Below are 12,638 nucleotides of genomic sequence, written 5' to 3'. Positions count from 1 at the left end.
TCTGTGGATTGAGACATGGTTCGAGAAGGTGAGATACGCCCGGGCGAAGCCGCCGTCGAGATGCCGCCGACGCAGGACGCCGGCCTGATCTTCATCGGCCGCATCCGCACGCCCTGGACCTCGCGGCTGACGACGCCGCGCCAAGGCCGCCAGGACGGGCCCGTCTGTCGTCTGGAGATTTTCGAGCCCTGGGTGCCCGCCATCAAGGGCGTCGATTTCTACGAAAATCTCGAAGTGCTCTACTGGCTGCACCAGTCGCGCCGCGACCTCGTGCTGCAGAGCCCGAAGAGCAACGGCAAGACCCGCGGCGCCTTCTCGCTTCGCTCCCCGGTGCGACCGAACCCGATCGCGACCTCGATCGTGAAGCTGGTCGGCGTCGAGGGCAACGTCATCCTGGTGCGCGGATTGGACTGTCTCGACGAGACGCCGCTGCTCGACGTCAAGCCCGACCGCTGCGAATTCACCCCGCTCGCGCCGCCACAGCCCGGCGATTTCGAGACGGAGTGATTTTCTCGTCCCGCTCGTCATTCCGGGGCGCGCGCAGCGCGAGCCCGGAATCCATTTCGCCGCAGCGCATGGGGTCCAATGGATTCCGGGCCTGCGCCTGACGGCGCATCCCGGAATGACGAGTGGAGAGAGCCGTTACCCCAGCGCGGCGATCAGCTTGGTCGCATTGTCCTCCAGCACCTTCGCATCCTCCTTGCGGCTTGCAGGCGGCAACAGCGCGACGCCGTCCTGGCGCGGCATCACATGCATGTGGAGGTGGAAGACGACCTGGCCGCCGGCTGGCTCGTTGAACTGCTGCACGGTGATGCCGTCGGCCTGAAAGGCTTTCATGGCCGCTGCGGCGATCTTGTGGGCGGCGCGCGCGACATGGGCGTAATCGTCGGGCGAGATGTCGAGGATGTTGCGGGCAGGGGCCTTCGGGATCACGAGCGTATGGCCGGGCGAGCGCGGCATGATGTCGAGGAAGGCCAGCACGTACTCATTTTCGTAGACCTTGTAGCAGGGGAATTCGCCGCGCAGGATCTTTGCGAAGGGATTTTGGGGGTCATAGGCGGGCATGGCGGTTCCTCACATCAGAAGTTCTCGGGTCCTAGCAGAAAGCTCAAGCCTCGTCGCCGCCCTTGCGGAACGGGCCAGCGTCAGTGAGCTCACGGCCGACCTCAGCGACATAGGCGCGCTCGCGCTTGAGGTAATCGGCGATCGCCCGGCGCAGACCTGGGTCCGCGATATAGTGGGCGGAATAGGTCGTCTGCGGCAAATATCCGCGTGCGAGCTTGTGCTCGCCTTGCGCGCCGGCCTCGACCACCTTCAATCCGTTCTGGATGGCGAAGTCGATCGCCTGATAGTAGCAGACCTCGAAATGCAGGAACGGATGGTGCTCGATCGCGCCCCAGTTGCGGCCGAACAGCGTGTCCGAACCGATGAAGTTGATGGCGCCCGCAATCCAGCGTCCATTGCGCTTGGCCATCACCAGCAGCACGTCCTTGGCCATGCTCTGGCCGATCAGCGAGAAGAATTTCCGGTTCAGGTACGGCCGGCCCCATTTGCGCGATCCGGTCTCCATGTAGAAGTCGAAGAACGCGTCCCACGCATCCTCGGTGATCTCCTCGCCAGTTAGCCAGTGGATCGTCACACCAGCCGCAAGCGCCTCGCGCCGCTCGCGCTTGATCGCCTTGCGGTGGCGCGAATTCAGCGTGGCGAGGAAATCGTCGAAGCTCTTGAAGCCGGCATTGTGCCAGTGGAACTGCTGGTCGGTCCGCTGCAGGAAACCATGTCCGCCCAGAAACTTTGCTTCGTCCTCGCCTGCGAAGGTCACGTGCACGGAGGAGGCCTCGGTGGCCTCGCACAGCGCCATCAGGCCATGGGCAAGCGCCGACCTGATCTGCTCACGGGGGATGCCGTTGCGAAGCAGGAGGCGGGGCCCGGTGGCCGGCGTGAAGGGGACCGACACCTGGAGCTTCGGATAATACCGGCCGCCGGCGCGCTCGTAGGCGTCCGCCCAGCCGCGATCGAAAACGTACTCGCCCTGCGAGTGGGACTTGAGATAGCAGGGGACGATCCCGGCGATCTCGCCATCCAGCCTGGCCAGCAGATGCCGCGGCCCCCAGCCGGTCCGCGCAACGGCCGAGCCAGAGGCCTCCAACGCTGCAAAAAAGGCATGTGAAACGAATGGGTTATAGGAAGGTCTTGCACGGATGCACGCAAGACCTCCGGAACTCGGTAAAGCCAGCGTGTCGAGGGCGTCGAGCGAGGTGGGATCGACCGTCGGATTGGCACAAGCGTCCCAATCGGCAGCCTTGATGTCGCTGACGGACGGAACGGCTTCGAGGGTGATTTCAGATGAGGTCATTGAGAATTTGAACCGGTCCCCTGTGCGAGCGGCCATCGCCCATGGTGACCTGCGCCTTGGAAAGATCGTGCATCGCAATGCCGACTTCAAGTCCGCCAGCCACATCTCAGGTTCCCGGCATGAAACCTTCGAAGATCATCTGGTCGGCATAGCGTGCCGCTTTCGCCCGCTGCTCCGCCGTGCGCACGGTCCAGGCCAGAAGCGGGCAGCCGAACAGGTTTCGGGCGATCCAGGGAGCGGGCGCCGGCAACTGGTCGACCCAAAAGGCGACGAAATGCGGCTCGGTGCGAAAGCCGTGGCGCAGGTACAGCATGCTGTCGCGCTGTGCCGGCGTGAGCTTGGCCCAATACCCGTCGTCATAATTGCGCTGGGCGGTGACGCCACGGTGAAGCCTTGGCATGATCTCGCGCAGCGCCAGCACCTGGTCCGGATCAAAGGACATGCCGACCACGGGGCCGGCATAGCTGCTCAGCACCTCGGCCATCCGCTTCACCAATTTGCGGTCGCCGTCGAAATGGCTCTTCACCTCGACCAGGAGCGGCACGCGGCCGGCAACCAGCGCGCAGAGGTCGCCGAGCGACATCATGCGCTCCGCGGTGTCCTTGAACCTGACGGTCTTCAGTTCGGCCGCCGTCTTGGTGAGCAGGAGGCCCGAGCCCTCGGTGAGCCGGCCGAGCGCATCGTCGTGATGCACCATGGCCTCGCCGTCGGCGGTAAGCTGGATATCGCACTCGATGGTGAAATTGCCCGCGATGGCCGCCTCTGCCGCCGCCGGCATGTTCTCGATGATGCCGCGCGCGGCATCATGCAGGCCGCGATGGGCGACCGGCCGTGCCGTCAGCCAGTCGGGAGCTCGCATCGCTCAGATGACCTCGAACAATCCTTCGACTTCCACAGCGGCGTCCGCCGGCAGCGAAGCGACGCCAACGGTGGTGCGGGCGTGCCGGCCCTTGTCGCCGAAGGCGGCCACCATCAGGTCTGAGGCGCCGTTCAGCACCTTCGGTGCGTCCAGGAAGTCGGGCGTCGAATTGATGAAACCGCCGAGCCGCACCACGCGCGCGACCTTGTCGAGGTCGCCGAGCGCGGCCTTGATCTGCGCAAACAGGTTGATCGCGCAGCCGCGGGCGGCGGCCTGACCCTGCTCGAGGGTGACGCCGGCGCCCAGCTTGCCCTTGGCGATCAGCTTGCCCTGGCCATCGAAGCAAAGCTGGCCGGAGACGAACAGCAGGTTGCCGGTCCGGACGAAGCCGACATAGTTCGCCACGGGAGCAGCGGGCTCGGGCAGGGTGATGCCCTGTGCCGCCAGTTTCTGTTCGACCGTACCTGCCATGTTTTCCGTCCCCGGTTCAGTGACAATCAGGGCGCACTGTTTCGCGCATCGCGCCGCCGCTTTCAAGTCGGCCGCGGATCGGTCAAGGACGGCGCTTTCTGCGTAAACCCCGGTGAAATATGCCGAAAAACGCATCACTCGCGTCCTCGGCGTTACCTTTTTGTGAAACTGCCCCAGTTGCGGCGCAATAGAGCCGTCACTATTGTGACGAATCGCCCGTTTCCTAAAGGGATATACATGGCCCGCCTGTTCCGGATTCCGCCTCGCGTTTTGGCGATGACTATTGCCGTAGCCGCAGGATCGGGATTCATCAACGGAGCAGCGACGGCCGGAACGGTGCCGTTTCTGTCGCATCAGGCGCTCTACGAGCTCAATCTCGTGAAGTCGCGTGGTTCCAACGCGATCAGCGGCGTGCGCGGGCGCATCCTCTACAATTTCTCCGGCAGCACCTGCGAGGGCTACACATCCGAATTCCGCCAGGTATCGGAGCTCGACAGCGGCGAGGGCAAGGTTACGCTCTCCGACCTGCGCTCTTCGTCCTGGGAGGATGCCGCCGGCAAGAGCTACCGGTTCAAGATCGATACGCGGATGAACGACGGCGATTCCGCGCCGGTGGATGGCGTGGCGGAGCGGGTGGGCGACCACATCACGGTCAAGCTGAAGCAGCCGGTGGCGAAGACCTTTCAGCTCGACGGCAAAGTCGTATTTCCGACCGAGCAGATCCAGCACATCATCACTGCTGCGCGCGAGGGCAAGAGCGTGCTCGAGCTCACGGTCTATGACGGCTCCGACAATGGCGAAAAGGTCTACAACACGCTTTCGGTGATCGGACAGCCGATCCCCGGCGAGCGCGCGCCGGCGTCGCCCGATGCTTCGAGCACGAACGATGCGATGAAAGCGATGACCCGCTGGCCGGTGACGGTGAGCTACTATGACCGGGACGCCAAGGCCGTTGATGGCGAGCAGACGCCGGTCTACGCGATGTCGTTCGAGCTCTATGAGAACGGCGTCTCCCGTGCGCTGGTGCTGGATTACAATGACTTCGTGATATCAGGCGCGATGGGCAAGTTCGACGTCAAGGACTCGAAGCCGTGTAAGTGAGGTATTATTCGCGGCGTACTCTGCCGTCATGCCCGGGCTTGTCCCGGGCATCCACGTTCTTGCCGCCACCGCGAAGGCGTGGATGGCCGGGACAAGCCCGGCCATGACGATGGAGGCCTATTCCGCCTTCGCCGGCCCCTTGTAAGAAATCCCCCTAATCACCGCCGCATTTCCGAACTTCTTGCGCAAGTCATCCATTGCGCGCTCGGCATGGGCGGAGCGTCGGTCGAGCATGTCGGTGTCGTCGGCCGCCGATCCCGGCCGCAGCGCGCTGACGCCGACGCCCATCAGGCGGAAGGCGGTGCCGTCGATCTCCTTCGCCAGCATCTCGCGCGACACCGCAAAGATCTTTCCGGCGAGCTGGGTTGGCGCCGCGATCGATTGCGAGCGGGTGCGCGGTCGGAAATCGGCGGTCTTCAGCTTCAAGGTGATGGTGGAGCCTGCAAGCTCGCTGTTCTTCAGCCGCGCCGAGACCTTCTCGGACAATCTCCACAGCAGCCTTTCCAGCGTGACGAAATCGCGGATGTCGTTCTCGAACGTGGTCTCGCTCGAGATCGTCTTGGCGCCGCGATCGGCTACCACGCGGCGGTCGTCGATGCCGCGCGCAAGCCGCCATAGCCTTCGGCCTTCGCTGGCGAACTGCTTCATCAGCTCGTTCTCGTCCGCGCGCTGCAGGTCGGCGATGGTGCGAAAACCGCGCTGGATCAGCCTTTCCTGGGTCGCAGGGCCGACGCCGAAAATGAATCCGACCGGCTTGTCCGCGAGCATCTCGCGCGCTTCGTCCTGGTCGAGCGTGGCGAAGCCACGCGGCTTGTCGAGGTCGGACGCGATCTTGGCCAGGAACTTGTTGCAGGACAGCCCGACCGACACCGTGATGCCGATATTGCGCTCGACGTCGCGGGCAAAGCCCGCAAGCACTTTCGCCGGGATCATGCCGTGGACGCGCTCAGTACCGGAGAGATCGAGGAAGGCCTCGTCGATCGACAACGGCTCGACCAGGGGCGTCAGCGCCTGCATCGCGTGGCGCACCTCGCGGCCGACGCGGACATATTTCGCCATGTCCGGTGGGATCACGGTCGCCGACGGGCAAAGCTCGAGCGCTTTGAACATCGGCATGGCCGAGCGCACGCCAAAAGTCCGCGCGACGTAGCAGGCGGCCGAGACCACGCCGCGTTTGCCGCCGCCGATGATGACAGGCTTGTCGGCGAGATCAGGATTGTCGCGTTTTTCGACCGTGGCGTAGAAGGCGTCGCAATCGATATGCGCCAGCGCAAGCCGGGGCAGGGCGTCATGGCGAACCAGGCGCGGCGAGCCGCAATGGCTGCAGCGCCTTGCCTTGAAGTCGAGATCGCCGAGACAATCCCGGCAGAAGCAGCGGGGGCCGTTGCTCGTGAGCGGAGCGCTCACGGCACGTCGCGTTCCCATTTGGGATCGTTCAAGACCTGGTGGGCCGCGGCGATGTTGGTCGGGTGCAGCTCGGAAGCCTTCGCAAACGCCTGCACGGTCGCATCATCCCGCATCACGAAATCGAGCACCGAGCTAAGGAACTTTGGATCGGAGGCGGCCGAGCGGAGCGTCTCCGGGCCGATTCCCGTCTCGGCCAGGAACAGGCCCAGCCTTTCGGGGTCGCCGGCAATGAAACCCAGTGCCTGAACCGCAACGATTTCAGCTACTTCGCGGGGATTTTGAACAGGCTTTTTCAACGGCCGGTTTGCCTTTCCGTTAACTTATGTTCTCTAATGAGACGCATCATGCCCGAGTCTTTCGGACCTGTTCAAGCAAGTGGAAACCACGCCACACAAGATAGCGTCGGGCTTAACGGGTTTGAGCGAATCTGGCGCTAGTTTGATTTTACATTTCGACGCGCCCGAGCGCGGTATCGAACGTACCGTATCAGGGACTGTTTCCTACGGCTTTGGAGGGACGGGATGGCCAAGACCGTCCTGATCGTGGAGGACAACGAGCTCAATATGAAGCTCTTTCGCGACCTGCTGGAGGCGCACGGTTATCAGACCTCCGGCACGAGCAACGGCTTCGAAGCGCTCGATCTGGTCCGCAAGCTGCATCCCGACCTGATCCTGATGGACATCCAGCTTCCGCAGGTCTCCGGGCTCGAAGTCACGCGCTGGATCAAGGATGATCCCGATCTGCGCAAGATCCCGGTGGTCGCGGTCACCGCGTTCGCGATGAAGGGCGATGAGGAACGCATCCGCGAGGGCGGATGCGAGGCCTATTTGTCCAAACCAATTTCGGTCGGCAAATTCATTGAGACTGTCCGACGCTTTATCGGGTAGGGGAGTAGAGTTTCGATGTCTGCGCGTATCCTCGTGGTCGATGACGTTCCCGCGAACGTCAAGTTGTTGGAAGCACGACTGTCGGCCGAATATTTCGACGTGCTGACCGCTTCCAACGGCGCCGAGGCCCTGCAGATCTGCGCTCGTGCCGAGTGCGATATCATCCTGCTCGACGTCATGATGCCTGACATGGATGGCTTCGAGGTGTGCCGCCGCCTCAAGTCCAACCCGGCCACGCACTTCATTCCGGTCGTCATCGTCACCGCGCTCGACAGCCCCGCCGATCGCGTGCGCGGGTTGGAAGCCGGCGCCGACGACTTCCTGACCAAACCGGTGTCCGACGTCGTGCTGATCGCACGCGTGCGCTCGCTGACGCGACTGAAGATGATGACCGATGAATTGCGCATGCGCGCGATCACCTCGCTCGAGATCGGCATGCAGGCGCCCGAACGCAGCGCGATTGCCGACAAGGGGCTTGGCGGCCGCATCCTTCTGGTCGACGACCGGCCGTCGTCCTACGAACGGCTCGCACCGATGCTGTCGGCCGAGCATACGGTCGATGTCGAGACCAACCCGGCGGAAGCGCTGTTCAATGCCGCCGAGGGCAATTACGACCTGCTGATTGTCTCGCTCAGCCTCGACAATTACGACGGCCTGCGGCTTTGCAGCCAGGCGCGCTCGCTGGAGCGGACCCGCCAATTGCCGATCCTCGCCATCTCGGATGCGGACAACAATGCGCGGCTGCTGCGTGGGCTCGAGATCGGCGTCAACGATTACCTGCTGCGCCCGATCGACAAGAACGAACTGTTGGCGCGGGCGCGCACGCAAATTCGGCGCCGGCGCTATACCGATCATCTGCGCGACAATGTGCAGAACTCGATCGAGATGGCGATCACGGACGCGCTGACCGGGCTGCATAACCGCCGCTACATGGAGAGCCATCTGGGGACCCTCGCCGAACAGGCCTCCGCCCGCGGCAAGCCGCTGGCGCTGATGATCCTCGACATCGATTACTTCAAGGCGATCAACGACACCTATGGTCATGACGCCGGCGACGACGTCCTGCGCGACTTCGCGACACGGATCCGCAAATCGATCCGCGGCATTGATCTCGCCTGCCGCTATGGCGGCGAGGAATTCGTGATCGTGATGCCTGAAACCGACCTTCACGTCGCCAGCATGGTCGCCGAACGCCTGCGCCGCTCGATCGCCGGTGAATCCTTCTCCATCAACAAGGGCGCCAACCGCATCGAGGTCACGATCTCGATCGGTCTCACCACGCTGGAGCGCAAGGGCGAGTCGGTCTCCGACGTGCTCAAACGCGCTGACAACGCGCTCTACCGCGCCAAGCACGATGGCCGCAACAGGGTGGTCTCAGCGGCGGCATAGCCGCTCCGTAGCGCGCGGGATGCGGCGTGCCCGCGGAGAGAACCCCTCATCCGTCGCGCATTGCATGCGCGCCACCTTCTCCCACAAGGGGAGAAGGAAAGGACGCGCCATCGCCGTTCGAACAGAATTCGTCCCTGCCTTGCAGGTGCCGGTTGATGCGCCCTCGCCCCTTGTGGGAGAGGACTGCTCCGGTACCAGCAACGTACTCGTTTGGGTGAGGGGTTCTCTCCACGGGCGCGTGCGCTCATCGTCCGCCCCCGGATTACGCTTTCGCTTCATCCGGGCTACTGACCTTCACCCCGGCATTCTCCAGCAGCACCCGCGCCGCATCTTTCGCCGCGCGCGCCATCGCGGGATCGTCGCGGACGAGATCCTGCGCGATCGAGCCATCGACCAGCAATTGCAGTTGGATCGCAAGCCCCTCCGGATCGGCAACGCCTAGCTCGACCAATCGATCGCGAAACCACAGCCGCCGACTTTCCTTGAAGGCGATGGCGATCTTCTTGACCGACTTGTCTTCACTGCCGAGTTCGGCGACCGCGTTGACGAAGGGGCAGCCACGAAAATCCTTGGCGCCGAAACGACGCTCCAGCGCATCGAAGGTGCCGAGGATCTGCTCGACCGGCGACTTGTCCGACGGCTTCGGCTGCACGAAGCGATGCTCGAGATAGGCCGCGATCAGCGCGTCCTTAGACGGAAAGTGATTGTAGAGCGTGCGCTTGCTGATGCCGATCTCGGCGGAAATCGTGTCGACGCCGATGGCACGAATGCCCTTCAGGTAGAACAGCCGGTCGGCGGTCTGAAGGATGCGGTCCCTCATCGTCTGTTTCTGGTGCGGAGAAGCCATGCGTTGGCTCCGTATCTCACTCGCTTGACAGCACCCCTCCCTTATAGCCAAGGTACACAGGTCTGTGTAACTAAAAAATGCGTGAATCGCAGGTGGACCTTGCTGCGCCGCCATCGATAGGGAGAACAAAAACAATGCCCTTGCTGCAAGTCCTGCGTCCCACGCTGCCCATCCTGATCGGAGCCTCGATCATGCTCACGCTGAGCATGGGCCTGCGCCAGAGCCTCGGCATCTTCATGCAGCCGCTGACGCACGACATCCGGATTTCTGTTTCCGACTTCACGCTGGCGCTGGCGGTGCAGAACCTCGCCTGGGGCTTCCTGCAGCCGCTCGCCGGCGCCATGACGGTGCGGTACGGCTTTCGCCCGATCATGGTGGTTGGCTCGCTGCTCTATATCGCGGGCCTTGCGTTCATGGCGGGCGCGCACGGCGTCATCAGCATCATGATCGGCGGTGGGGTCCTGATCGGTACCTCGATGGCGTGCACGGCAGCCGCGATCGCGATGTCGGTCGCTGCCCGCGCGGTGCCCGAGACGGTGCGCTCGACGGTGCTTGGCATCGTCTCCGGTGCCGGATCGCTCGGCGCGCTGCTGTCGGCCCCGATCGGACAGCTTCTCAATGAAGGTTTCGGCTGGCGCGTCGGTTTGCTCGGCTTCGTGGTGCTGGCGCTCGCGATGATTCCTGCCGCCTGGTACGCGGGTCGCATCGACAAGGTCCCGCTGCCCAAGCCAAGGTCATCCGAGGACATCGGCGAGGCCACCGCAGCCATTGCCGCGCGAGCAGCGCTCGGCAACGCCTCGTTCGTTGTGATGACTTGCGCCTATCTCGTTTGCGGCATGCAACTCGTCTTCCTCACCACGCATCTACCGTCCTATCTCGCGATCTGCGGCCTCGACCCAATGCTGAGCGCGCAGACGCTCGGCATGATTGGCGGCTTTAACGTACTCGGCTCTCTCTTCTTCGGCTGGGCCGGCCAGCGCTGGAACAAGCTTGCGCTGCTGGGCATGATCTACATCCTGCGCTCGCTGGCGCTCGCCTGGTATTTCATGCTGCCGGCGACGCCTGCCTCCACGCTGCTGTTCGGAGCCATCATGGGCTTCCTGTGGATGGGCGTCGGCCCGCTGGTCGCGGGCGCCGTGGCGGAGATGTTTGGGCTGCGCTGGCAGGCGATGATCCAGGGGCTCGCGTTCATGAGCCACCAGATCGGCAGCTTCCTCGGCGCCTATGGGGGAGGGCTGCTGTACGACGCGCTCGGCTCCTACACCATGGCCTGGCGCATCGGCGTCGCGCTGGGGCTTGCCGGCGGCATCATCCAGGTGGCGTTTGCGCTGGTGCGGCCTTCGCAGCCGCCGCTATTGAAGGCGGCGTAAAGTCCGCGCCGGTGGCTAGTCCTCCGCGGAGGACTGCTGCGCCATGCCGACGGCCATCGTGGCTGATTAAATTATGGTCAGTGATGTGCTTTCAAAATCGGCAGCAGCCAAGTTAGTTCACGCGTTGGTGAACGAGAGACGATGTTGATTCAACGGGTTTTCTCTGCATGGTTGGTGGCACGAAACTTGATTAAGTCTGGCTAAGAATTGGGAGTCGGAGACCGACACGGACGTCTTCCGACTTTGGTGTCTCTGAAAAGGCTGGCAGCCCATGAGGCTAGTCGCCGCCAATCCCAAGCCACTGAAACTCGACGGCCGTGCCGCGGCGCCGAGTTGCCCGAGCTTTGTGCCCAAGTCGGGCACGTTGCCAATTCTGGGCAAGCACTGCAGGCCAATTGCGGCGCTCCAAAGCACTGCGAAAACCCGACGAGCGGGCCACAGCAGACATTTGGTGACGTCCGTTGAGCAGCAAGCCGCGCGTGTGCCGGCGCGGCAAAGCCTCTCTTCAAGCCTTTCGCCGACTTCTCTTGCGACGGGAGAAAGATGATGCACTCAAGGATCTATGCGAGCCAAAGGCTCGTGAAATTCGCGGCTGCTTTCCTGGCGACTTTCCTGGCAATTGCGCTCCTCGGTCTCGCACTGGGCGACATTGCGTTTGCGCAGGACGCGACGCCGCCGGCCTGCGGCGGCAAGGTCCTTGAAAAGTGCACGCCGAACTCGGGTGACACGGCGTGGATGCTCACATCCGTCGCGCTCGTCTTGATGATGACGATCCCGGGCCTCGGCCTGTTCTATGGCGGCATGGTGCGCAAGAAGAACGTCGGCGACACCGTGATGACCAGTTTCGCGGTCACCTGTCTCGTCACCATTCTATTCGCCATTCTGACTTACAGCATGGCATTTCGCGCTGGCACGCCCCTTGTCGGCGGCCTCGATCGCATGTTCCTCAAGGACATCCTGAGCGACATCGGCAAGGGCGGAATTGGCAATCCCAATCCGCTTGCTCCAACCATTCCCGAGGCCGTGTACATCTGCTTTCAGATGACATTTGCGATCATCACGCCGGCGCTGATTGCCGGCGCATTTGCCGAGCGCATGAAATTCTCGGCCATGCTGTGGTTCATCGGCCTGTGGGCGATCCTGGTCTATGCGCCGGCTGCGCACTGGGTCTGGGGACCCGACGGCGTCTTCGCCGCTGCCAACGAGAACGCATGGGTGAAGGTGCTCGATTTCGCCGGCGGTACCGTCGTGCATATCAACGCCGGCGTGGCAGGTCTGATGTGCGCCATCATGCTCGGCAAGCGCAAGGAGACGGGGCCTGCTCACAACATGGTTCTCACCTTCATCGGGGCCTCTTTGCTCTGGGTCGGCTGGTTCGGTTTCAACGCCGGCTCCGCCGTCTCGGCGGGGATGCAGGCGGGCATGGCCATGCTGGTGACGCAGATCGCCACGGCGGTTGCTGCCTTCACCTGGATGCTGGTGGAATGGACGCTCAAGGGCAAACCGACCGTTATCGGCATCTGCTCGGGCGCGGTCGCGGGCCTCGTCGCCATCACGCCGGCTTCCGGTTTCGTGGGACCGGTCGGCTCCTTTGCAATTGGAATTGGCGCAGGCGTCTTCTGCTATTGGGGATGCACCGGCTTGAAGCGCACGTTCAACTATGATGACGCGCTCGATTGCTTCGGCGTGCATGCGATTGGCGGCATCGTCGGGGCACTGCTCACGGGCGTGTTCGCGGTCGAACAATACGGCGGGACGGCCGGCGTTCTGGAGGGGAACGCTGGTCAGTTCTTCAACCAGTGCGTCGGCGTAGCCTCCGTGATCGTTTACGATGCCGTCGTCAGCTTGATCATCCTCGCTGCGGTCAAGGTGTTCGTCGGGCTTCGGGTGCACGAGGACGCCGAGCGCGACGGCCTCGACCTCGCGCTGCATGGTGAAGTGGTGCACTGAC

At 63.3% G+C, this 12,638-nt stretch carries 13 protein-coding genes; 6 read left to right on the top strand and 7 right to left on the bottom strand.

Features of this window, described 5'->3' with window-relative positions; translation table 11 throughout:
* Positions 1-15 precede the first annotated feature (15 nt).
* Positions 16-507 carry a tRNA (N6-threonylcarbamoyladenosine(37)-N6)-methyltransferase TrmO gene (tsaA, locus tag AC5ZGW_RS20375; RefSeq protein WP_130228734.1) on the top strand — a complete coding sequence of 164 codons (492 nt, stop codon included), beginning with the start codon at positions 16-18 and terminating at the stop codon, positions 505-507.
* Between the two features lie 135 nt (positions 508-642).
* On the opposite strand, the gene AC5ZGW_RS20370 is transcribed toward tsaA, so the two are convergent.
* The 4 genes from AC5ZGW_RS20370 to AC5ZGW_RS20355 all read right to left on the bottom strand — a co-directional run bounded on the left by AC5ZGW_RS20370 (position 643) and on the right by AC5ZGW_RS20355 (position 3,686).
* Positions 643-1,065 (bottom strand): HIT domain-containing protein, encoded by a 423-nt coding sequence (locus AC5ZGW_RS20370; RefSeq protein WP_130228733.1) that lies wholly within the window; start codon positions 1,063-1,065, stop codon positions 643-645.
* 43 nt (positions 1,066-1,108) lie between these two features.
* Positions 1,109-2,356: a GNAT family N-acetyltransferase gene (locus AC5ZGW_RS20365; RefSeq protein WP_130228732.1), complete on the bottom strand. Its 1,248-nt coding sequence runs from the start codon at positions 2,354-2,356 to the stop codon at positions 1,109-1,111.
* A 106-nt stretch (positions 2,357-2,462) separates the two neighbouring features.
* Positions 2,463-3,215 carry a glycerophosphodiester phosphodiesterase family protein gene (locus tag AC5ZGW_RS20360; protein WP_130228731.1) on the bottom strand — a complete coding sequence of 251 codons (753 nt, stop codon included), beginning with the start codon at positions 3,213-3,215 and terminating at the stop codon, positions 2,463-2,465.
* Between the two features lie 3 nt (positions 3,216-3,218).
* The gene (locus AC5ZGW_RS20355) at positions 3,219-3,686 is read right to left on the bottom strand and encodes a RidA family protein (protein ID WP_130228743.1); all 468 of its coding nucleotides are present in this window, start codon (positions 3,684-3,686) and stop codon (positions 3,219-3,221) included.
* A gap of 237 nt (positions 3,687-3,923) precedes the next feature.
* Here AC5ZGW_RS20355 and AC5ZGW_RS20350 point away from each other — a divergent pair, with 237 nt between their 5' ends.
* Positions 3,924-4,787, top strand: a complete 864-nt coding sequence (locus tag AC5ZGW_RS20350) for a cell envelope integrity EipB family protein (protein WP_207231103.1) — start codon at positions 3,924-3,926, stop codon at positions 4,785-4,787.
* Between the two features lie 117 nt (positions 4,788-4,904).
* On the opposite strand, the gene AC5ZGW_RS20345 is transcribed toward AC5ZGW_RS20350, so the two are convergent.
* Positions 4,905-6,212 (bottom strand): DNA polymerase IV, encoded by a 1,308-nt coding sequence (locus tag AC5ZGW_RS20345; RefSeq protein WP_130228729.1) that lies wholly within the window; start codon positions 6,210-6,212, stop codon positions 4,905-4,907.
* Complete coding sequence (locus tag AC5ZGW_RS20340) at positions 6,191-6,490, bottom strand: DUF3572 domain-containing protein (RefSeq protein ID WP_028163956.1); 300 nt, start codon at positions 6,488-6,490, stop codon at positions 6,191-6,193. Before AC5ZGW_RS20340 ends, AC5ZGW_RS20345 begins: the two co-directional genes overlap by 22 nt.
* 225 nt (positions 6,491-6,715) lie before the next feature.
* Here AC5ZGW_RS20340 and AC5ZGW_RS20335 point away from each other — a divergent pair, with 225 nt between their 5' ends.
* Together AC5ZGW_RS20335 and AC5ZGW_RS20330 are read left to right on the top strand one after the other, a co-directional pair.
* The gene (locus AC5ZGW_RS20335) at positions 6,716-7,081 is read left to right on the top strand and encodes a response regulator (protein WP_027581229.1); all 366 of its coding nucleotides are present in this window, start codon (positions 6,716-6,718) and stop codon (positions 7,079-7,081) included.
* Between the two features lie 15 nt (positions 7,082-7,096).
* Complete coding sequence (locus AC5ZGW_RS20330; RefSeq protein ID WP_028163955.1) at positions 7,097-8,470, top strand: PleD family two-component system response regulator; 1,374 nt, start codon at positions 7,097-7,099, stop codon at positions 8,468-8,470.
* Positions 8,471-8,732: 262 nt separating this feature from the next.
* On the opposite strand, the gene AC5ZGW_RS20325 is transcribed toward AC5ZGW_RS20330, so the two are convergent.
* A complete protein-coding gene (locus AC5ZGW_RS20325; RefSeq protein WP_130228728.1) occupies positions 8,733-9,317 on the bottom strand; it encodes a TetR/AcrR family transcriptional regulator in 585 nt (194 codons plus the stop codon).
* Between the two features lie 134 nt (positions 9,318-9,451).
* Here AC5ZGW_RS20325 and AC5ZGW_RS20320 point away from each other — a divergent pair, with 134 nt between their 5' ends.
* Complete coding sequence (locus tag AC5ZGW_RS20320) at positions 9,452-10,687, top strand: MFS transporter (RefSeq protein WP_130228727.1); 1,236 nt, start codon at positions 9,452-9,454, stop codon at positions 10,685-10,687.
* 543 nt (positions 10,688-11,230) lie between these two features.
* Complete coding sequence (locus tag AC5ZGW_RS20315; RefSeq protein ID WP_130228726.1) at positions 11,231-12,637, top strand: ammonium transporter; 1,407 nt, start codon at positions 11,231-11,233, stop codon at positions 12,635-12,637.
* Position 12,638: the final 1 nt, after the last annotated feature.

This window comes from Bradyrhizobium sp. Crot121 (assembly GCF_059512385.1).
This window is presented reverse-complemented; position numbering and strand designations above follow the sequence as displayed.

What these genes read in the sequence shown, in the direction of transcription:
- AC5ZGW_RS20330 (WP_028163955.1), top strand. Translation starts at nt 7,097, where the DNA reads ATGTCTGCGCGTATCCTCGTGGTCGATGACGTTCCCGCGAACGTCAAG.
- AC5ZGW_RS20360 (WP_130228731.1), bottom strand. Translation starts at nt 3,215, where the DNA reads ATGCGAGCTCCCGACTGGCTGACGGCACGGCCGGTCGCCCATCGCGGC.
- AC5ZGW_RS20345 (WP_130228729.1), bottom strand. Translation starts at nt 6,212, where the DNA reads ATGGGAACGCGACGTGCCGTGAGCGCTCCGCTCACGAGCAACGGCCCC.
- AC5ZGW_RS20315 (WP_130228726.1), top strand. Translation starts at nt 11,231, where the DNA reads ATGATGCACTCAAGGATCTATGCGAGCCAAAGGCTCGTGAAATTCGCG.
- AC5ZGW_RS20325 (WP_130228728.1), bottom strand. Translation starts at nt 9,317, where the DNA reads ATGGCTTCTCCGCACCAGAAACAGACGATGAGGGACCGCATCCTTCAG.
- AC5ZGW_RS20370 (WP_130228733.1), bottom strand. Translation starts at nt 1,065, where the DNA reads ATGCCCGCCTATGACCCCCAAAATCCCTTCGCAAAGATCCTGCGCGGC.
- AC5ZGW_RS20335 (WP_027581229.1), top strand. Translation starts at nt 6,716, where the DNA reads ATGGCCAAGACCGTCCTGATCGTGGAGGACAACGAGCTCAATATGAAG.
- tsaA (WP_130228734.1), top strand. Translation starts at nt 16, where the DNA reads ATGGTTCGAGAAGGTGAGATACGCCCGGGCGAAGCCGCCGTCGAGATG.
- AC5ZGW_RS20320 (WP_130228727.1), top strand. Translation starts at nt 9,452, where the DNA reads ATGCCCTTGCTGCAAGTCCTGCGTCCCACGCTGCCCATCCTGATCGGA.
- AC5ZGW_RS20350 (WP_207231103.1), top strand. Translation starts at nt 3,924, where the DNA reads ATGGCCCGCCTGTTCCGGATTCCGCCTCGCGTTTTGGCGATGACTATT.
- AC5ZGW_RS20355 (WP_130228743.1), bottom strand. Translation starts at nt 3,686, where the DNA reads ATGGCAGGTACGGTCGAACAGAAACTGGCGGCACAGGGCATCACCCTG.
- AC5ZGW_RS20365 (WP_130228732.1), bottom strand. Translation starts at nt 2,356, where the DNA reads ATGACCTCATCTGAAATCACCCTCGAAGCCGTTCCGTCCGTCAGCGAC.